Origin of the sequence: Microbulbifer magnicolonia (assembly GCF_035117725.1) — a bacterium.
Lineage (GTDB): Bacteria > Pseudomonadota > Gammaproteobacteria > Pseudomonadales > Cellvibrionaceae > Microbulbifer > Microbulbifer magnicolonia.
Genome location: NZ_JAYEFD010000002.1, coordinates 1,231,016 through 1,249,936 on the forward strand (window position 1 = coordinate 1,231,016; position 18,921 = coordinate 1,249,936).

At 64.3% G+C, this 18,921-nt stretch carries 16 protein-coding genes; 10 read left to right on the forward strand and 6 right to left on the reverse strand.

Translation table 11 applies throughout. From position 1 onward, the window contains the following. Positions 1 to 31: 31 nt before the first annotated feature. Together RRF64_RS14715 and RRF64_RS14720 are read left to right on the forward strand one after the other, a co-directional pair. On the forward strand, positions 32 to 994 hold the full coding sequence (locus RRF64_RS14715; protein WP_323846651.1) for a branched-chain amino acid transaminase: 963 nt from the start codon (positions 32 to 34) through the stop codon (positions 992 to 994). A gap of 432 nt (positions 995 to 1,426) precedes the next feature. Beyond that, positions 1,427 to 2,734: an O-antigen ligase family protein gene (locus RRF64_RS14720; protein ID WP_323846652.1), complete on the forward strand. Its 1,308-nt coding sequence runs from the start codon at positions 1,427 to 1,429 to the stop codon at positions 2,732 to 2,734. Between the two features lie 59 nt (positions 2,735 to 2,793). Here RRF64_RS14720 and RRF64_RS14725 read toward each other — a convergent pair whose 3' ends face one another. Continuing rightward, positions 2,794 to 4,137, reverse strand: coding sequence for a UDP-glucose dehydrogenase family protein (locus tag RRF64_RS14725; RefSeq protein WP_323846653.1), 1,344 nt, complete (start codon positions 4,135 to 4,137; stop codon positions 2,794 to 2,796). Positions 4,138 to 4,311: 174 nt separating this feature from the next. On the opposite strand from RRF64_RS14725, the gene RRF64_RS14730 reads away from it, so the two are divergent. Then, positions 4,312 to 5,244: an ELM1/GtrOC1 family putative glycosyltransferase gene (locus tag RRF64_RS14730; protein WP_323846654.1), complete on the forward strand. Its 933-nt coding sequence runs from the start codon at positions 4,312 to 4,314 to the stop codon at positions 5,242 to 5,244. 15 nt (positions 5,245 to 5,259) lie between these two features. Here RRF64_RS14730 and RRF64_RS14735 read toward each other — a convergent pair whose 3' ends face one another. Continuing rightward, complete coding sequence (locus tag RRF64_RS14735) at positions 5,260 to 5,925, reverse strand: YrbL family protein (RefSeq protein ID WP_323846655.1); 666 nt, start codon at positions 5,923 to 5,925, stop codon at positions 5,260 to 5,262. Then, complete coding sequence (locus RRF64_RS14740) at positions 5,918 to 7,054, reverse strand: glycosyltransferase family 4 protein (RefSeq protein WP_323846705.1); 1,137 nt, start codon at positions 7,052 to 7,054, stop codon at positions 5,918 to 5,920. The genes RRF64_RS14735 and RRF64_RS14740 overlap by 8 nt, the downstream gene beginning before the upstream one ends. A gap of 181 nt (positions 7,055 to 7,235) precedes the next feature. Between RRF64_RS14740 and waaA the strand changes: the two genes are divergently transcribed. After that, positions 7,236 to 8,534: a lipid IV(A) 3-deoxy-D-manno-octulosonic acid transferase gene (waaA, locus tag RRF64_RS14745; protein WP_323846656.1), complete on the forward strand. Its 1,299-nt coding sequence runs from the start codon at positions 7,236 to 7,238 to the stop codon at positions 8,532 to 8,534. 361 nt (positions 8,535 to 8,895) lie between these two features. Here the strand turns inward: waaA and RRF64_RS14750 are convergent, their stop codons facing one another. Continuing rightward, complete coding sequence (locus RRF64_RS14750) at positions 8,896 to 10,383, reverse strand: TolC family outer membrane protein (protein ID WP_323846657.1); 1,488 nt, start codon at positions 10,381 to 10,383, stop codon at positions 8,896 to 8,898. Between the two features lie 357 nt (positions 10,384 to 10,740). Between RRF64_RS14750 and RRF64_RS14755 the strand changes: the two genes are divergently transcribed. From RRF64_RS14755 to RRF64_RS14775, 5 genes are all read left to right on the forward strand, one after another. Then, entirely contained in the window at positions 10,741 to 11,400 is a 660-nt protein-coding gene (locus RRF64_RS14755) for a paraquat-inducible protein A (protein WP_323846658.1), read from the forward strand. Further along, positions 11,397 to 12,062: a paraquat-inducible protein A gene (locus tag RRF64_RS14760; RefSeq protein ID WP_479691299.1), complete on the forward strand. Its 666-nt coding sequence runs from the start codon at positions 11,397 to 11,399 to the stop codon at positions 12,060 to 12,062. The genes RRF64_RS14755 and RRF64_RS14760 overlap by 4 nt, the downstream gene beginning before the upstream one ends. Beyond that, positions 12,055 to 14,436, forward strand: coding sequence for a PqiB family protein (locus RRF64_RS14765; RefSeq protein ID WP_323846659.1), 2,382 nt, complete (start codon positions 12,055 to 12,057; stop codon positions 14,434 to 14,436). Before RRF64_RS14760 ends, RRF64_RS14765 begins: the two co-directional genes overlap by 8 nt. Before the next feature lie 37 nt (positions 14,437 to 14,473). Beyond that, positions 14,474 to 15,019: a DUF4136 domain-containing protein gene (locus RRF64_RS14770; protein ID WP_323846660.1), complete on the forward strand. Its 546-nt coding sequence runs from the start codon at positions 14,474 to 14,476 to the stop codon at positions 15,017 to 15,019. 81 nt (positions 15,020 to 15,100) lie between these two features. After that, the gene (locus RRF64_RS14775; protein WP_323846661.1) at positions 15,101 to 15,637 is read left to right on the forward strand and encodes a DUF4136 domain-containing protein; all 537 of its coding nucleotides are present in this window, start codon (positions 15,101 to 15,103) and stop codon (positions 15,635 to 15,637) included. Between the two features lie 208 nt (positions 15,638 to 15,845). On the opposite strand, the gene RRF64_RS14780 is transcribed toward RRF64_RS14775, so the two are convergent. Together RRF64_RS14780 and RRF64_RS14785 are read right to left on the reverse strand one after the other, a co-directional pair. Beyond that, complete coding sequence (locus RRF64_RS14780; RefSeq protein WP_323846662.1) at positions 15,846 to 16,898, reverse strand: glycosyltransferase; 1,053 nt, start codon at positions 16,896 to 16,898, stop codon at positions 15,846 to 15,848. A gap of 34 nt (positions 16,899 to 16,932) precedes the next feature. Further along, the gene (locus RRF64_RS14785) at positions 16,933 to 17,973 is read right to left on the reverse strand and encodes a glycosyltransferase (RefSeq protein ID WP_323846663.1); all 1,041 of its coding nucleotides are present in this window, start codon (positions 17,971 to 17,973) and stop codon (positions 16,933 to 16,935) included. 224 nt (positions 17,974 to 18,197) lie between these two features. Between RRF64_RS14785 and RRF64_RS14790 the strand changes: the two genes are divergently transcribed. Beyond that, positions 18,198 to 18,857 (forward strand): NUDIX domain-containing protein, encoded by a 660-nt coding sequence (locus RRF64_RS14790; RefSeq protein ID WP_323846664.1) that lies wholly within the window; start codon positions 18,198 to 18,200, stop codon positions 18,855 to 18,857. Positions 18,858 to 18,921: the final 64 nt, after the last annotated feature.

Below are 18,921 nucleotides of genomic sequence, written 5' to 3' on the forward strand. Positions count from 1 at the left end.
TCAGGGTCCCACGGATCTGTAGGAGTTTTCCATGTCTTTTGCCGACCGCGACGGCGTTATCTGGTTTGACGGCGAATTGGTTCCCTGGCGCGACGCGCGGGTTCACGTACTCACCCATACATTGCACTACGGCATGGGCGTCTTCGAAGGGGTGCGCGCCTATGAGACGGCAAGCGGCCCGAGCATCTTCCGTCTGCAGGATCACACGCGGCGGCTGCTCCGCTCCGCCAAAATCATGAATATGCCGATGCCGTTCGACGCCGAGCAGCTGAACGAGGCGCAGAAGCTGGTGGTGCGCGAGAACAATCTGCGCGAAGCCTACCTGCGGCCGATGGCATTCTACGGCTCCGAAGGCATGGGTCTGCGCGCCGAAGCGCTGCAGACCCATGTGATCATCGCCGCCTGGGAGTGGCCCAGCTATATGTCGCCGGAGGCGCGCGAGCTGGGCATCAAGGTCAACACCTCCTCCTATACCCGCCACCACGTGAACATCAGCATGTGCAAGGCCAAGGCCAACGGCAATTACATCAATTCCATGCTGGCGCTGCAGGAGGCGATTCGCAACGGCTGCGAGGAGGCCCTGTTGCTGGATCCCGAGGGCTATGTGGCCGAGGGCAGCGGCGAGAATGTCTTTATCGTCAGCGACGGCGTGCTCTATACCCCGGAACTGACCTCCTGCCTGGACGGCATTACCCGCAACTCGGTGATCCAGCTGGCAAGGGAGTGCGGCTACCAGGTGGTGGAGAAGCGCATCACCCGCGATGAGGTCTATATCGCCGATGAGGCCTTCTTTACCGGCACTGCCGCCGAGGTGCTGCCGATCCGCATGCTCGACGGTCGCGCTATTGGTGCCGGCCGCCGCGGCCCCATTACCAAGCGCCTGCAGGGGCTCTATTTCGATGTGGTACAGGGTCGCAGCCAGGCCCACCTGGGCTGGCTGAGCGATGTCGCGGATGCGGCTCCGGCGGCAACGGGCCGGCTGGCGGCCGTCTAGTCGGCGGCTGCTCCCCCCTCACGGTATTTTCAGGAGGTCTCTACTGTTGTGGCATCGCACACAGCCGTGCGGCCGCGAGTAGAGCCGCCCGGCAACATCCCGTAGAATAGCCCCCCTTCGGCCGCAGCCTGGCGCTGGTCGACGGGGGGCTTTTTCGTCCCCGGTTCGACGGCAGCGGGCCGCGCACGACTATTGGGATGGTGAACGGAGGCCGGTGCCGGCCCCAGGGAAGAACTCCGGCAGATAAAAGCGCAGATCTGCGTTCATATAACATTAAATACATGCGGGCGGGACAACCGTCCGCCCAGCCGGTAGCCGGACGCAGATGAGCTTGTCTGCGCATACCGGGAACGGGAGTGGGATTTGTTTTCTCTAGGTAGTGTTTCGGGAAGGCTGCTCCGCGCCGACTCCTCAGTCTGGCAGCAAAACCGCTTGCTGGACATCTCGCCTTCTCTGCAGCTGTTCGGCGGCCTGCTCCTGTTGCTCAATGCCTTCACGCGCTTGCTGACCGACGAATTTGCCGGTCCCTTCAATATCCTGCTGGTGTTGCTTACCGGCTGGGCCGTGTTTCGCCACGGCCGGCGACTGCTGCGCTCTCCGGCGGCCTGGCTGTTCGCCGCCTCGATCCTGATCCAGATAATGTCCTGGGCCGGCGTGTTGCTCTCCCACCCGGAGTGGGCGGAGTCCTCCCCGAAGATGCACCGCCTCGGACACTGGTTCGCCTTCGCGGCTATTGCCTGCTGGCTCGGCGGCAGTACGCGCAATACGCTGATTCTGTGGCTGGTGGCGCTGATATCCCTGCTGCTGGCGCCCTGGGTGGTCGGCGGCGGCTTTGCCGAGTGGGCGGCCGGCGCCGCCGGTCGGCGCGTCGATTTCAACCTGCACAACGCCCAGCATACGTCCATGCTGTTCGGCACCGCGCTGCTCGGTCTGGTGGTGCTGGCGCGGCGCCTGTTCCGCACGGTGAAGTGGTATTCCGTTTTCGGGTTGCTGTGGCTGGTGGCCGTGGTGCTCTGCGTGCTGGCGGTGCTCTATTCGCAGACACGCGGGGTGTGGCTCGGACTTGTGGTGGCGGCGCTGTTTCTCGTCGCGATGGGGTTGCGCCATGTCATCGTCAAATACGGCGCGCGCAGCTGGCCCCGTGTGCTGGTCATTACTGGCCTCTGCGTCGCGCTGCTGGGCGCGCTGGGGGCAAAGTTTGGCGGTATCGTCGTCGAGCGCCTCGGCTATGAAAACGACACCATCGATGCGGTACTGGCGGGAGATATAGAGGCTGCGCCCTATACCAGCGCCGGCATCCGCGTGCACACCTGGGTGGACGCGCTGACCTGGATCGAGCAGCGCCCGCTGTTGGGCTGGGGCGGCAAGGGGCGCAGCCTGGTCATCGAGCACTCGGAAACCATGCCCCAGCATTTGAAGGACACCATGGGGCACCTGCACAACAGTTACCTGGACCTGCAGGTAAACAATGGCCTGCTGGGCACCCTGTTGCTGCTGGCGCTGGTCGCCTGGCTGCTGCTGGCGAGCGTGAATACCTGGCGGCGGGGCGAGCTGCCGGGGGACCTGCTGCTGTTTTTCCTCACCTTTATGCTCTATTGGCTGGTGATCAACTGCTTCGAGTCCTATCTGTTTTATGCCACCGGTACCTATGTGTTTGGCATCATCTGCGCGGGGGTGGCGACCCATATACTGCGGGCCGATTTCTCTATCCGCGGGCGGGACGACAAAATCCGGCCATGAAGAAAGGGGCGCCAATGGCGCCCCTTTCTTTTGGCTGGTTCGTTGCGGGAAATCGCTGATTACTTTGCGGCTGCCCGAGACGGGCGGCCGACGCAGTAGTACTGGATGCCGGCGCGGGCCAGCTGCTTCGGGTCGTAGAGGTTGCGGCCGTCGAAAATGACCGGCTGCTTCAGTCCGCCGGTGACCGCCTTGACGTCTATCGCCTTGAACTGCTGCCACTCGGTGGCGATGATCAGTGCATCGGCGCCGGCCAGGGCGCTCTCCTTGGTGCCGCACAGCTGCAGGTCGTCGCGCACGCCGTAGATGCGCTGGCACTCTTCCATTGCCTGCGGATCGAACGCCTGTACCCGGGCGCCGCGCGCCCACAGTTGCTCCATCAGCACGCGGCTCGGCGCTTCGCGCATATCGTCGGTATTGGGCTTGAACGCCAGGCCCCAGAGCGCGAACGTTTTGCCGGAGAGATCGTCGCCGAAGTGCGCGGCGATCTTGTGCAGCAGATAGTGTTTCTGCCGCTGGTTGCGCTCTTCCACCGAGGTGAGGATGCCCGGGGCCAGGCCCAGCTTGCCGGCAGTAGTGATCAGCGCCTTGACGTCCTTCGGGAAACAGGAGCCGCCGTAGCCGATGCCGGCGTAGATAAATTGATAGCCGATTCGCGGGTCTGAGCCAATGCCCTGGCGCACCTGCTCGATGTCCGCGCCGACGCGATCGGCGATCTCCGCCATCTCGTTCATAAAGCTGATCTTGGTCGCCAGCATGCAGTTGGCGGCGTATTTGGCCAGTTCGGCGCTGCGCACGTCCATGGCCATGATCTTTTCGTGGTTGCGGTTGAAGGGCGCGTACAACTGGCGCAGGGCCTCTTCCGCGTCCTTGCTGTCGGTGCCGATGATGATGCGGTCCGGGCGCATGCAGTCGGCGACGGCCGAGCCCTCCTTGAGGAATTCCGGGTTGGAGACCACGCTGAACGCCAGGTCGCCGGCGCCGCGCTTGTCCAATTCGCCCTTTATCGTCTCGCGCACCTTGTCGGCGGTGCCGACTGGCACCGTCGACTTGTTGATGACAATCTTCGGCTCGGCCATATACTCGGCGATGGTTCTGGCCACGGTCAGCACGTGGCGCAGGTCCGCGGAGCCGTCCTCGTCCGGCGGCGTGCCCACGGCGATAAAGATGATCTCGCCGTGATCCACTCCGGTCTTGGCATCAGTAGAGAAGTGCAGGGTGTTGGTGGACAGGTTGCGCTCCACCAGCGGCGTCAGGCCCGGCTCGTAAATCGGCACCTGGCCCTGTTTCAGACCTTCGATCTTGCCCTCATCGATATCGATACAGAATACGTGATGGCCGGCTTCGGCCAGTACCGCGGCCTGAACCAGGCCGACATAGCCGGTGCCAAATACAGTTACATTCATGCGCTAATCTCAGCTTCAGTCGATGAGGTGAAGGTTGCAATGCCTCGTCCGGGCATCAAATCGCGGCAATTGTACCCGAGTTTGCTGCAGATTCCCGAACGGACCGGGGCTTCAATTGCGCTGGGCAGCTGGGCTATGCTTCCGACCTTTTCCGATAGTTAGAGGCTATTTCCTTTGCATTTAACCGTCTGGCGCTTCCTCGACGGCAACCGCGCCCACGAAAAACAGAGCGCAGCGCTGGTGGCCGGACTGCGCGCCTCACTCGGCGGAGAAGGGGCCCCCGGCGGAGAAAAGCGCGGCGGCGAGCTGGACTGCTTCGACATCCCCTGCCCGGCGTCGCCCATTGCGCGCCTGATTTCCGAGCCGCCGCAGCTGCGCGACCTGCCGCAGCCGGACTTTATCATTGGTACCGGCCGCCGCAGTCGCTGGCCGATGCTGGCGGCGCGCCGGCGCTACGGCGGCCGCGCGGTGGCGATCAACCTGCCGATATTGCCGTTCCGCTGGTTTGATTTCGCCATAGTGCCGGAGCACGATCGCCCGCCGCCGCTGGACAATATCATCCTGAGTCAGGGCGCGCTGACCGAGCCGCTGCCGCAGGCGGCCATGGAGCCGGGGCGCGGCCTGATACTGCTGGGCGGGCCCAGCAAGCATTTCGACTGGGATGCCGGGTCCGTGAGCCGGCAGGTGCAGCAACTGTTGCAGCAGCCGCTCGCCTGGCATCTGTCGGACAGCCGGCGCACGCCGGCGGATACCCTCGGCGATTACTCTGCGGACACAGCGGAAGTGATCGACTGGCGCGACTGCCCACCGGGCTGGGTGCAGGAACAGATGGCCGCCGCTGAGCAGATCTGGGTCACCGAGGACAGTATCTCCATGGTGTTTGAGTCCCTGCAGAGTCGCGCGCGGGTGGGGATTATCCGCACTGCGAGCAGGGGGCGGGCAAACAAGGTGCGGGCCGCGGTGCAGCGGCTGGTGGACCAGGGGTTGGTCACCGACCGGGTCGAGGATGTCGCCCTGCCGGTGCAAGCGACGCGTGAGCCGCTCAACCAGTATCTGGTCTGCGCGCGGGCGCTGCTGCGCCGCTGCGGTCTGCCGGTGCGGGATTAGATTGCGCGCATATCGCTAGCGTTTGATGCCGCGCGCCTCGAACTTGCGCCAGGGAATCTTCTTGTCGGAAATTTCCCATTCCACGCGCAGCCACATGCGTTCGATACGGCGCTTGATATAGCGCTCGGCAAAAAAGTCGGAGATTTCCGGCAGCGGCAGGAAGGCCGCGCTGCCGAGGCCGTCGATCAGGTACAGCTCCAGCTGGCCGCGCTCCTCGCGCAGTACCAGGTTGTGCGCGATCAGGTTCTTGGTCAGTACCTTTTGCTGCAGCAGCCAGTCGGCAAAGCGCTGCAGCGCCCCGCGCGCGGCGCTGTCCAGGCCGTGTTTGTTCAGGTACTGGCGCAGGGTCGGCGCCGGCTGACCGCTTTCATCCAGGATCATATCGGTGACCGCGCCCGGCCCCAGGCTCGTTTCCTGTATCCCGTACCAGCGCGGCAGGTGCAGCCACAGTGCTTCGTCGTCGCGCTGCAGCGCGCGCTGCGAATAGCCTTCCAGCTCGCGCAGGTTGTCGTCGAAATAGTCCTCACCGCGCCAGCGCTTGTACCAGGGCGCGCGGCCGAGCAGCTCCGCCGTGCGCCCGGGGCGCATCACCTTTACGCAGCGCTGCGGATCCTGCGGGTGGCGATAGCAGAAGCGGTTGCCACCGCTGGCGAAGGGCTCGCTGTGACTCAAGTCAATCACGTGCATTGCTCCCTTCGCCGGCCGCGGCACTTTTTTCTGTCAGCAGCGACTGGTAAATCTCGATGGTGTGCCGCGCCTGGTTCTCCAAGGTGAATTCCGGGGTGAGCCGTGCACTTAGTGCCGGGCCGTCGAGCAGGGCGCATGTGGTTTTATAGAGTGCTTCGGGATCGCTTTTGGCCACCAGTCCCTCGGGAAAACAGGCGCGCAGGGATTCCGCCGGACCGCCGATATCGTAGCCGACAATGGGGGTGCCGATGGCCGCGGCCTCGATCACGGTGCGGCCGAAGGGCTCGGGGCGCTGGGACAGGTTGAATACCAAGGCCGACTGCCGGTACCAGTAGCGGATATCCGCGCGGTGGCCGACAAAGCTGACGCGGTCCGCGATGCCGAGATCGCGCGCCCGCTGCTTCAATTCTTCCTCGTAGTGGGCCTTGTTCGGCTCGCTGCCGCCGAGGATGACGCCGTGAATATCCGCATGTTTTTCCGCGAGGCGCGCCATCAGGTCGATAAAATCCTCCTGGCCCTTCCAGCGCGTCAGCCGGCCCGGCAACAGCAGCCAGCGCCTGTCGCGCAGCTGCGGAAACTCCGCGCAGGTGTTCGCGAGCCAGTCCTCCGGCAGCGGCAGGTCGGGATAAAACTCCCGCGTGTCCACGCCGCGATAGACGATCTGCGGCGGCCTCTGTAAATCCTTCGGATAATTCTCCACCAGGTAATCGCGCACGCATTGGGAGATGGCGATGACCTGTTCGCTTTTCGCCATGACGGCGCTGTAGCGGTTGATCGAGTAGAGGCCGTGGGCGGTGCTGACCAGTCGGGGACGGCTGGCTGCGGGCATTTTTTTCCAGGCCAGGTAAGTCAGCCAGGCCGGCACGCGCGAGCGCACATGCACTATGTCCGCATGCAGTTCCGTGAGCAGTTTGCGCAGCGGGCGCACCTGCCACAGGCTGGCGAGGGATTTTCTGTGGATCGGCATGGCGATATGCCGCGAGCCTTCGCGCTGCAACTGTTCGACCATGCGGCCACCGCTGGAAATAACGATGGACTCGTGCCCGGCGGCCACCAGGGCGCGGGCGAAATCCACGGTACCGCGCTCAACCCCGCCCGAGTTCAAGGCGGGCAGCAGTTGCACTACCTTCAAAGGCTCAACTCCGATTGCAGAAGAGGAAAAGTTTCCGTCGATGATATGATGGGCCCGGGCTCGGGCGGCCGGACAGGGCGCCCATTATAGGCAGTGGAGCCGCATCCCGTACAGGCAACGGCTGCGGCAACCGACTGCCAATCCGATTATTGAGTTTCAAACACGGCCATCGATGCGCATTCTATACACCTGGTTATTTCGAGCCGCCCTTCCGCTCGTCCTGCTGCGTCTCTGGTGGCGCGGTCGCGTGCAGCCGGAATACCGGCAGCGCCTGCGCGAGCGCCTCGGCCGCGTCCCCGCCCGCGCCAGCCGCAAACCGCTGATCTGGGTGCACTCGGTATCCGTGGGCGAGACGCTGGCGGCGGTGCCGGCGATAGAGCAGCTGGCGGCGCGTCATCCACACTGGCAGTGGCTGGTGACGACCACCACGCCCACGGGTTCCGAGAGAGTGCGCGCGGCCCTGCAGCCACTGCTCGGCGGGCGACTGCTGCACTACTACCTGCCCTACGACCTGCCCGAGTGTCTGCGGCCGTTTGTCGATGCCCTGCGCCCGGATATGCTGGTGATCATCGAAACCGAGCTGTGGCCGAATCTGCTCGCCACCTGTGCCGAGCGCAGTATCCCCACGCTGCTGGCCAATGCGCGTCTCAGTGAGAAGTCCGCGCGCGGTTACGGGCGCTTCTCCCGTCTGACCCGGGCCATGCTCGGCAATCTGACCCGGGTGGTGGCCCAGTACGCCGCGGATGCGGAGCGTTTTGTGGCGCTCGGCCTGCCGTCGGAGCGAGTGGTGGCCAGCGGCAATATCAAGTTCGACCTGCATATCGATCTCGGCCTCGAGAGCGAGGCCCAGGCGCTGGCGCACCAGTGGCGCGGCAGGTCGGGCCGCAGGGTGTGGCTCGCGGCCAGCACCCACGCCGGCGAAGAGGAGATTATCCTCGACACTTTCGCGCAGCTGCGGCGCGATTACCCTGAACATGCCGATCTGCTGCTGGTGCTGGTGCCGCGCCATCCGCAGCGCTTCGACGGTGTGGCGCGGCTGTGCCGCGAGCGCGGCTTCAAGCTGCTGCGCCGCAGCGACCGCGGCCTGCCCGCTCCCGAGCACCAGATACTGTTGGGCGACACCATGGGGGAGTTGCTGCGGTTCTATGGCGCCTGCGATATCGCCTTTGTCGGCGGCAGCCTGGTGCCGGTGGGTGGTCACAATATGATCGAACCGGCCGCATGGGGCGTGCCGGTGGTCTGCGGTCCACACCTGCACAACTTTGCCACTGTGGCGGCGCTGCTGCGCGCGGCGGGCGGCATGGCGGTGGTCGATACCGCCGAGCGACTGGCGGTGCAGATCAAGGACTGGCTCGACGATGATGGAGAGCGGCGCATGGCCGGTGAGCGCGGCAGGCTGGTTGCGGAGGAGAACAGCGGCGCGCTGCGGCGGCTGCTGGACGAAATCGAAAGCCTCGCGGCGGGAATATAGGGGCGAACCTTGTGTTCGCACTTGAAAGATCGAATGGCGGAGATCTCGAGGCGAAGCTCCCGGCATCAGCGCCTTCGCGTCGAGTTTGCGGCTACATCAGCAAAGCCAGCAGGTGGAAACTGCGCGTTTTCCGGAATGTCGGTAGGTCAGTTACCTATATGCGTAGGCGCTGATACCGGCAGCCGTTTGCGGGACTGTCGGCGAGAGGGACCTCGCCGACAAGCCTCCAGGGATGGATTCACGGCGTGTCCCGCAAACGGCTGCCGGTAGCAGTGCCGCCACTAAGCTGTATACAGTGGCCCAAAGTAAATGGGAACAGCCCGGATATGGGCGAACACAAAGGTTCGCCCCTGCGGGAAGATTACTTGGAAAGCGTCGGGGCCCCGGCTTCCGCCACACGGCTGACCGGCTGGGCCGGGTTCAGCCTGGTTTCCAGCTGCTGCAGGTCGTTCGGCGCCAGCAGTCCCGCCACCCGCTTCAGGCTCAGCGTGTTCAGGATGTAGTCGTAGAGGGCGTTGGCGTAGTCGGTCTGGTTCTGGAACAGCGTGCGCTGCGCCAGCAGCACGTCGACGATATTGCGTGTGCCGACTTCATAACCGGCCTGGGTGGCATCCAGGGCGCTCTTGGCGGATATCACCGCCTGCTCGCGGGCGCGCACCCGCGATACATCGGTCACCACGGCGCGGTGCAGGGTGCGGGTGTTCTGCACCGTGTTGCGCTCGGTCAGGTTGCGCAGGTCCTCGGACTGAAAGGCGAGATTGCGCGCCTCGCGGCGGCTGGCACTGAGGCGGCCACCGGTGAAGATGGGCACATCCAGGCGGATGGCGGCAATCCTGGTCTCTATCTCGTCATCGACGGGAAACTTATCGGTGTCGCCGAAAGCGGTGGCGGTAGTGTCGCCGTCGCTGTAGTCCTTGCGGTAGTTCAGCGAGCCGGTCAGGGTCGGCAGGTGCTCGCTGGCGGCGGCGCGGGCGCCGAAGCGGGCGGCATCGGCGGCCAGGCGCGCGGCCTTCAGATCAAAATTGTTGGCGAGCGCGAAGTCCACCCAGGCGCTGCGGTCGGCGGGCTCCGGCGGCGCGACATTGAAAGTGTCGACCAGCGGCGCCACGGTATCGTGATGGGTGCCGGTGAGCACGGACAGCGCGTCGAAATTGCTCAGCAGATCGTCCTGCGCGGTGAGCCGGCGGGCGACGGCGCTGTCAAAGGCTGCCTGGGAGTCGTAGACGTCGGTGATGGCGGTCAGGCCCACCTCGAAGCGCTGCTGGGTCTGCTCCAGCTGCTTGGCCAGCGCCTCCTCTTCGGCGCGGGCGGCTTCCAGCACGTCGTAGGCGCGCAGGACATCGAAATAGGCGGTGGCCACGCGCAGCATCATCTCCTGCTGGTTGGCGCTGAATTCCGCCGCGGCCTGTTCACTGGCCGACTTGCCCTGTTTGTAGCCGAACCAGGCCGGCGCATCGAAGAGGGCCTGGGTCAGGCTGGCGGCGTAGACGCGGTCGTCGGTGGTGGTGTTGCTGGTGAGCGGAAAGCTGACCAGTTCCGCTTCGCCGCCCGCCCCGGCGCCCTGGGTCTGCACGCGGGAGACATCCACTTCGGATCTGGCGACTTCGCCGTAGGCATTGATCTGCGGCAACAGTGCGGAGCGGCCGAGGTTCTTGGCCTCGAGGCCGGCGTGGTAGGCGGCGCGATCGGCGGCCAGTTGCTGATCGTTGTCCAGCGCCTGCAGGTAGATTTCCCACAGGGTATCGGCCTGGGCCTGCGCGGCGCCGAGGCCCAGCATGGCGGCGACGACAAGCGTTTTCAGCGGGCGCAGCTGGCGGCCTCGCGATTCGGTGCAATCACTTCTTTTCATCTGTTTCAACTTCCTGTGGCGGGTGCGGTCTTAAAGCTTCTACTTTGGAGTTCGGGCCGAATGCCCAGTCGGTCGGGAATACGAAGAGGCCCCCTGAACTCTGAAGTGAGTAGTGCTGCCAGTCTCCCCAAATAAGCAGTCGCGAGAGTGTACCCGCGGCCAGCTGGAGCGTCGAGGCGACGGTTGCAGCTTTTTGGTATATCTTCGTTAAACCGACGCGAATGTGCGGTTACTGGCGAACATTCGGCAATTACGCCGCGGTTAGGATGCGGCCGCAGCGTAACATTTCAATAGACGCACGCGCAGCCTGTTTGGATGCGGCAACCATTGTGCAGAAAAAGGCAAGGACCCCCGCCTATGGAATACGGGCGAGACAAATCGCCGACACGCTGGCGGCGCGCCTGTCACGAATGTGACCTGCTGCTGACGGGGAGGCTGGCACCGCCCGGTCAGAAACTGCTGTGTCCGCGCTGCAATGCCACGTTGCATCGCAATGCGCAAAACAGTATTCGCTACACCGCTGCCCTGAGTCTGACCGGTCTCGTGCTGTTCATCCCCACCGCGATGCTGCCCCTGCTGCACTTTTCCATTTTTGCCTTCGGCGCCGAAAACACACTGCTGAATGGCGTCATGTCGCTGTTCGCGGCCGGCTACATCTGGCTGTCCACGCTGGTGCTGTTCTGCAGTGTGCTGGCGCCGCTGGGAAAGTTTCTGCTGCTGGCATTTATCTGCTGGGGCAGCGCCTGGGCTTTTCTCGACCGGTCGGTAGCCGCCGCGGTACGCTGGTACCAGCACCTGAAGGAGTGGGGCATGCTGGACGTCTATATGCTCGGCATACTGGTGGCGCTGATCAAAATGAGCGATCTGGGCAAGATGGAAGTCGGGCCCGGTCTCTATTGCTTCGTCGCCATGATGCTGGTGGCGAATCTGACCACCTTGAGTTTTGATCCGCAGGCGGTCTGGGATCGCATGGCGCGTCGCCGGCAGCGGGCGGCTGGCGTCGGAGAACTGTCGTGACGCGCCCACAAAAAGCCCTAGAGCACGGCCTCACAAGCTGCCTCTGCTGTCACCAGCTGGTATCGCTGCCGCCTGGCGGTCGCTGCTACTGCCCGCGCTGTGGCGCCAGGGTGCACGGCCGTATCGATGGCAGCCTGATGCTGACCTGGGCGCTCACCATCACCGGCGCGCTGTTGCTGCTGCCGGCCAATATCCTGCCGGTGATGACGGTTATCTATCTGGGGTCCGGGGAGCCCAGCACGATTATCAGCGGTGTGATGCAGCTATATAACGCCGGTCTCTGGGGTATAGCGTTGATCGTCTTCGTCGCCAGCATTGCGGTGCCGGTCATGAAACTGGTGGGGCTGGCGCTGCTGCTGGTGCAGATCCAGCTGCGGCTGCCGCTGGTTCCGCTGCAGGCGATGAAGCTCTACCGGGTGGTTTCGGGCATCGGCCGCTGGTCGCTGCTGGACCTGTTCATGATCTCCATTCTGGTGGCGCTGGTGGACATGGGCGCAATCGCCGAGGTGGCGGCGGGGCCGGGCAGTACGGCTTTCGCCACCGTGGTGGTGGTGACCATGATGGCGGCGCGCAGCTTCGACCCGCGTTTGATCTGGGACGTCTATGACGAGCGCCGGGGCTTGGAATCAGCGGAACGGCGTCGAGGAGGCCCGGGTGACTGACGAACTGCCTCCGGACAACGGCTTCCGGGACGCCCGCTCCGGCGGAGACGGTCCCCAGCAGGGCCTGGTGCGCAGAAGTCGCGGCCTGCCGCTCGTGTGGCTGCTGCCCCTGATCGCGGCCCTGATCGCCGTCTGGCTGCTGTACCGGGATGTCACCCAGGGCGATATCAGTGCCACCATACTGTTCCACTCCGGCGACGGCCTGATCAAGGGCAAGACGGTGGTGAAATATTCCGGCGTGGATATCGGCGTCGTGCGGGACTTTCGCCTGATGCCCGACGCGGAGGAACTGAACGGCGCCGACGGCGTGCTGGCCGAGGTGGACTTCAATCGCAGTGCCGAGCACCTGCTGGTGGAGGGCACCGACTTCTGGGTGGTGAAACCGGAGTTCACCATCACCGGTGTGCGCGGGCTGGAAACCCTGGTGTCCGGCAACTATATCGCCGTCGAGCCCGGCAGCGGCGGGCGCAAGCGCAAGTTCGTGGCCCTCGACCGGCCGCCGGCCTTCGTGCGCGGCGACGGCCTGCGCGTCGTGCTGAAGTCGCCGCGGCTGGGCTCGCTGAACCGGGGGTCGCCCATCTATTACCTCCAGCTGAATGTCGGGCAGGTGGAGGATTACCGCCTGGACCAGGACGGCAGCGGCGTGGAAATCGACCTGTTTATTCGCCGCGAGTTCGCCCACCTGGTACACCGGGGCAGCCGCTTCTGGAACAGTTCGGGTATTTCGGTGGAGGGCGGCATCGGCGGCATTACCGTGAACCTGGAATCGCTGGCCGCGCTGGTGGCCGGCGGCGTCAGCTTTTACACCCCCGAGGCGCAGCGCCAGTCGCCGCTGGCGGTCAATGGCAGCGAATTCAAGCTGTACAAGAGTTTTGCCGCCGCCGATGCCGGCATTCCGGTTACGCTGAATTTCGATCGCGGCGTCAGTGTCACCGCGGGCAGCACCCAGGTGTACTACCAGGGTATCCAGGTGGGACAGGTCAGCGAGGTCAAGGCCAGCCACCAGATCGACGGCATGGAGGTGCGGGTGTTGATGGATCCGATCACCGACGACCTGCTGAGCGAAAATACCCGCTTCTGGCTGGCACCGCCGACGCTGGATTTCGCCGGCGGCCTCAACGAGCTGCTCAAGGGCAACCGCATCGAGGTGGACCTGCGCCGCGGCGAGCGCTCGCAGCGCACTTTTGACGCGCGCTCTTCGGCGCCGCCGATGGACCCGCGTGCGCCCGGCCTGCACCTGCGCCTGACTTCGCGCAGTCCGGGCTCGCTGCAGCGCGGAGCTTCCGTCTATTACCGGCGCATCGAGGTGGGCAGGGTGCAGGGCATGGAGCTGCGCCCGGACGGAGACGGCGTCGAAGTCTATGTGGTGATTGAGCCGCGCTACGCGCACCTGGTCAATAAAGAGAGCCGTTTCTGGAATGTCAGCGGCCTGCGCGCCACCGCCAGCCTGAACGGCATAGAAGTGGAGGCGGATTCGCTGCTGTCGCTGGTGCGCGGCGGTATCGCCTTCGGCAGCCCACCGCGCGCGCGGGAAAACGCCGCGCCGGCGAAGAGCGGCGACCGCTTCCCGCTGTACAGCAGCCGCGAGGCAGCGCTGGAAGAGGGGGTGGAGATTCAAATAGCGCTGCAGGACGCCGAGGGTCTCAAGGCCGGCGCGCCACTGCGCTACAGGGGAATCCAGGTGGGGGAGATCACCCGGCTGCGGCTGGAGCGGGACCTGGGCGCGGTGCACGCCTCCGCCAAGCTGTACCATCGCGGCGAGCACTTCGCCCGCGAGGGCACGCGCATCTGGGTGGTGTCGCCACAGATCGGCATCGACAAAGTGGCCAACCTGGACACCCTGATCACCGGCCGCTACCTGGCAATGGAACCCGGCAGCGGTGGGCCGCAGTTGGAGTTCGTCGCGCTGCCGGAGCCGCCGCGGGAGGACCTGGCGGATATCATGAGTCGCCCCGGCCTGGCGGTGATACTCGATGCGCCACGCCGCGGTTCGCTGGTGCCGGGCAGTCCGGTCTACTATCGCCAGGTGCAGGTGGGGGAGGTGACCGGCTTCGCGCTGGGGGAACTGGCGGACCGCGTTTACATCTATGTACATATACAGCCGTGCTACCGCCCCCTGGTGCGGGAGCACACGGTGTTCTGGCATGCCAGTGGTATGGAAGTGAATATCGGCCTGAAGACCGGCCTGCAGATCCATACCGAATCCACCCAGGCGCTGCTGGCCGGTGGCCTCGCTTTCGCCACGCCCGAGCCGCCGCAGATGGGGTTCGAGGTGGAATCGGGCAGTCACTTCCCGCTCTATCCGGAGGCCAAGCCCGAGTGGTACAGCTGGAGTCCTAAAATAGAAATATGCCTAGCCGAGCCGACCAAGTAAGGCCAGACCAAGCGAAAAAAGAAGCAAGGGAGTCGATATGCGTTTAATACTGATGGGCCTGTTCGGACTGCTGCTCGCCGGCTGCCAGGAGATGCAGGTAGAGCGTGTCGAGCCGCGTTCGGCGCCGGTGGCATTCTCCACCTACGCCTGGGGCCAGTCGGCGCTCGGCGACGTGCCGGAGGCATCGGCACAGCTGGTCGAGCTGGATGAGGAAATGCGTGCCGCCGTTGCCGCTGAGCTGAGCGCGCGGGGCTACCGCGAAGAGGCGGAACCGGGAAATGCGGATATGCTGGTGGACTACCAGGTGGCGGTGGTGGAAGAGCAGTTTTCCGGCGACCCGAGCAATCCCAGTTGGGATGCCCAGTTCGACAGCAATGCCGCCCAGGGCGTGGTCGAATTGCCCGCGCGCACCGGTGCGCCGCGGGTGACCGTGACCCTGGGCATAGGCCGGCCCGGCGGTGCGGCCATCTGGGGCGGCAGCGCGACCAAGTTGCTGACGCGCCCGGAGAGCGCCGAAGAGCGCCAGCGGGTCATCGGCACCGCAGTCAGGGAACTGTTACGGGATCTGCCGGCGGCCTATTGAGGCCGCCAACAATACAATAGGAATAGACCTCTGTTCGGTACGGATGCCGATCCTTCAGTGATTCAGAAGTTGGAGACAGGCATGAGTGCCAAATTGCGGGCCAGTTTTTTTGTCTTTTTTGTGCTGCTACTGGCGGGCTGTGCAACGGTGCCGCCGGTCGCCGTGGATTATGATCCGCAGGCGGACTTTGCCGGCCTGCGCACCTATTACCTGCTCGAGCCCCTGGCCACCGGCCCGGTTTCCCCGCTGGAAATCAAGCGCGCCCGGCAGGCGCTGGACGCTCTGCTGCGCATGCGCTACCAGCCGGCACAGAGCGCCGACAGCGCCGATTTCCTGGTGCGTCTGCAGTTGAACTCGGTGGAGAAAGTTGCGGTTTACGAGGACAGCTACGCGCTCTATGGCGGCTACCGCTACTGGGGCTTCGGCTGGCGCGCACCGCTCGAGGTGCGCCAGTACCGGGAAAACTTCCTGGTGCTGGATGTGCTGTCACCCCAGAGTTCGCCCCTGTGGCGCGCCAGTACGCCCTCCGCCGCCGCGCGCTATGCCGACCCGGCGCAGAGCCAGCAGCGCTTGAGTGAAGAGCTGGCACTGATGCTGAATCGCTTTCCGCCCTACTGATATGTCCGGGAGCCCCGAGTGACGGCTCGGCATACGGGCCGCGGGGCCTGCGGGCGAACACAAGGTTCGCCTTTACAGATCTTCTTGCGATTCCCCATGTAGGAGCGGCCCATGGCCGCGATCGGACTAGTCGGCCAAGTGCCAGCGTCACAATCGATCGCGGCCATGGGCGGATGGCCGCCCCGCCGCTCCTACAGGAAGTCTTGCGCTATTGCCGCTTCGCCATCAGCTGCTGGTACAGCTCGATATAGGCGTCGACGATATGCTTTCGCGAATAGCCCTGCGCGTACACCTCGGCGGCGCCCTCGATCAGGCTCTGGCGCAGCTCCGGATTGTCCAGCACCGAGCGGATCGCCTGCGCCAGCGCGTCGGCGTCGTCGATGGGGGTGAGCAGGCCGCTCACGCCATCGGTAATCGCCTCGCCGGGGCCCTGTGAATTGGTCGCGACGATCGGGCAGCGGTGCGCCCAGGATTCCATCACGATGGAACCCAGTCCCTCGTGCCGCGACGGGCACACGAACAGATCGGCGGTTCTCATCAGTGCGGTGACGTCGTTGCGCCAGCCGAGGAAGCGCACCCGCTCGTCCAGACCCAGCTTGTGGCACAGGGCCTTCAGCTTTTTTTCTTCCGGGCCGGTGCCGGCGAGCCACAGGATCGCGTCGGGGACCTGCGCGAGCGCGTGCAGCAGCACATCGAACGCCTTGTTCTCATGCAGGCGACCGGCGGCGAGGATCAGCGGCCTGTCCGTCGGCGTATCGAAACTGTCCCTGGGTATCGGCTCTACCGGAGTCTCATCGGCGAAATTGGGAATGTGGAAAATACGCTCTCTGGGGAAGCCGCCGTCGATCATGTGCTGGCAGATGCCCTTGCTGATGCCGATCCAGTAATCCGCGTGGCTGTAGTACTTCAGGTTGTAGTAGTGACCCAGCCGGTTAATCAGCAGGTAGTTTTCCGCGTGCGGTGTGATAATGCTGGCGCGGCCCATCCAGGTCATGACGATGTCGGGCTGCCAGCTGGTGAGCGCCTGCCGGTAAATTTTGCGGCCGCGAAAATCCAGCTTGCCGCCGAACTTGAATCCCTCGGTTTCCACTCCGCTGTTGCGCAGTGCCTGCACGCGGTGGTCGTGATTGCGGATAAACGCCTTCTCTGTCAGCTGCGGGCGTTCATTCAGCCCGCTCACCAGGCGCACGAAAAAATTTTCCGCGCCGCCGTGTTCGGCGCCGGCCAGGACCTGCGCCACGCGCATTGGCTTGTTACTCATAATCAATGTGTTCTGTGTCTATTGCCGGCGCGCATTACTTGAGCGAGCCGTCCAGATTGATGTCGCGCGCCCAGACGTAGTCGTGGCTGAACGGCTGCAGCGTCGAGGCTTCGACGATGTACTGCGCGTAGAGTTTCGAGTTCATCTCCATCTGGAAAAAATCCCGAGCGCGTGCGGCCCAGGCGCGGCGTTTGGCATCGTCGCCGTGGAATTCGCGAATTTTCGCCAGCAGGTCCTGTTCGTCGTCGAAGTAGACCACGCTCTCCGCGGGCAGCAACTCGTCGAAGTGCAGCTTGTCGCTGGTAAATTGCAGAATGCCGTTGCCGGCCAGTTGCGCCATGCGCGCGGACGAGTACCAGTAATGGGTATCCTGCCGATTGAAGTTCAGCCCCATTTTGGTCTGCGCCAGGGCGCGGTCGTAATCGCGCCCCCACACTGGCGCTTCACCGAAGCTGCCGTAGGTCTTGAAATTCAGCGAATCACCGAGCGCGTCTTTCAGGTTCTTGACCATCTGCAGCCGCTTGGTGAAATTGTTGCTGTTGCTGCAGAACAGCAGGTCGATGGGCAGGTCGGTGCGCCGGGCGTTGTCCAGATCCTCGATCGACGGATCCACCGGATTCGGCATATGGTAGACGCGTGCCCCCAGGCCCTCGAATATATTCAGTTCGCGACGGCCGGTGGAAACGAACACCGCATCGACGGCTTCGGCGCGGTGTTTGATGCGCTCCACATTGCTGGGCACAAACAGCGGGTCGTTGTTGCAGTGCGCTATGGCACAGTGCGGCAGCCGCTGCTTGATGGCTTTCAGGGTGTCGTTGCTGATCATGTCGCAGTGGCCGGCGATCACCAGGTCGGGCTCGAATGCCTCGACCGTTTCCAGCAGGCGCCGGTTGGCCTTGCCGACGCCGAGATCGCGAATACCCAGGGGGGCCTCGAAGGCGGCTACGTCGCGATCGCTGAAAACCTGAGTATAGTGGTCGTTCTTGATCAGACCGAACGTCAGCTTTTGTGCCCAGCTGACCCGAGTCTTGCCGTAGCGCCGCAGTTGCTGGTAAGCGATATTGAGCACTCTCATAGGTGTGCGATCTCTGTACATCCCGGAAGGTGACTTGTGTGGCCGCTGAGTCAGGGGCAGTGTTAGTGAGCGCTCAGGGCTGTGTTTAGCGGCGCTCAGGGCTGTTTCAGTGGGCGCCCAGGGCTGCTTCAGTGGGCGCAGAGTATAGCAGTTGCCCGGCGGCGATATAGTCCCGCAGTGACGTGGCGACGTTTGGGCGCCGCCCAGTTGATTGAGATGCGATAATGAAAAAGATCGATAGCGACACGGATCTGTCCCCCCAGTTCACCCGCGGAGCCGTGGATGTCATAGCCCGTACGCCGGTGTTCCAGGGGTTCTTCACCATGCTGCGCCTGCGTTTGCGTCACCGCCTGTTTCGGGGTGGCTGGAGCGGCGAATTCGAGCGCGAGCTGTTTGTGCGCGGTCCCGCGGTGGGGGTGCTGCTCTACGATCCGGACCGAGACCTGGTGGGTCTCACCGAGCAGTTCCGCGTCGGTGCACTCGAGCGCCCCGGCGGCCCCTGGTGCCTGGAAGTGGTCGCGGGTATGGTGGAGGAGGGTGAGTCCCTGGAAGTCGTCGCGCGGCGCGAAGTCCTGGAGGAGGCCGGTCTGGCGGTGGAGCAGCTGCACTTTGTGCGCAGCTATATGCCGAGCCCGGGCGGCAGTTCGGAACGACTGCATCTCTACTGCGCTTTGGTGGACCTGAGTGAGGCCGAGGGTCACTTCGGCCTGGAGCACGAAAACGAAGACATCCGCCTGCGGGTTTTCCCGCGGCAGGCGGTACTGCGGGCGATGGATGAGAGTGGTCCCGACGGCTGTCCGATCGACAACGCGGCCACGGTCATCTGTATGCAGTGGCTGCAGTTGAAGCGGGAACAACTGGTGGCGGGGACGCGGGGAGTCTGACCAGTCACCGAAGATTTCGTTCATTTACCCGCGTGGCGCGCAAACTGAGATCTAAGTCACGGCG

Bases quoted from the DNA above. Each gene is read 5' to 3' on its own strand.
- waaA (WP_323846656.1), top strand. From the start codon at position 7,236: ATGCGCATTCTATACACCTGGTTATTTCGAGCCGCCCTTCCGCTCGTC.
- RRF64_RS14725 (WP_323846653.1), bottom strand. From the start codon at position 4,137: ATGAATGTAACTGTATTTGGCACCGGCTATGTCGGCCTGGTTCAGGCC.
- RRF64_RS14715 (WP_323846651.1), top strand. From the start codon at position 32: ATGTCTTTTGCCGACCGCGACGGCGTTATCTGGTTTGACGGCGAATTG.
- RRF64_RS14775 (WP_323846661.1), top strand. From the start codon at position 15,101: ATGAGTGCCAAATTGCGGGCCAGTTTTTTTGTCTTTTTTGTGCTGCTA.
- RRF64_RS14750 (WP_323846657.1), bottom strand. From the start codon at position 10,383: ATGAAAAGAAGTGATTGCACCGAATCGCGAGGCCGCCAGCTGCGCCCG.
- RRF64_RS14770 (WP_323846660.1), top strand. From the start codon at position 14,474: ATGCGTTTAATACTGATGGGCCTGTTCGGACTGCTGCTCGCCGGCTGC.
- RRF64_RS14790 (WP_323846664.1), top strand. From the start codon at position 18,198: ATGAAAAAGATCGATAGCGACACGGATCTGTCCCCCCAGTTCACCCGC.
- RRF64_RS14785 (WP_323846663.1), bottom strand. From the start codon at position 17,973: ATGAGAGTGCTCAATATCGCTTACCAGCAACTGCGGCGCTACGGCAAG.
- RRF64_RS14780 (WP_323846662.1), bottom strand. From the start codon at position 16,898: ATGAGTAACAAGCCAATGCGCGTGGCGCAGGTCCTGGCCGGCGCCGAA.
- RRF64_RS14755 (WP_323846658.1), top strand. From the start codon at position 10,741: ATGGAATACGGGCGAGACAAATCGCCGACACGCTGGCGGCGCGCCTGT.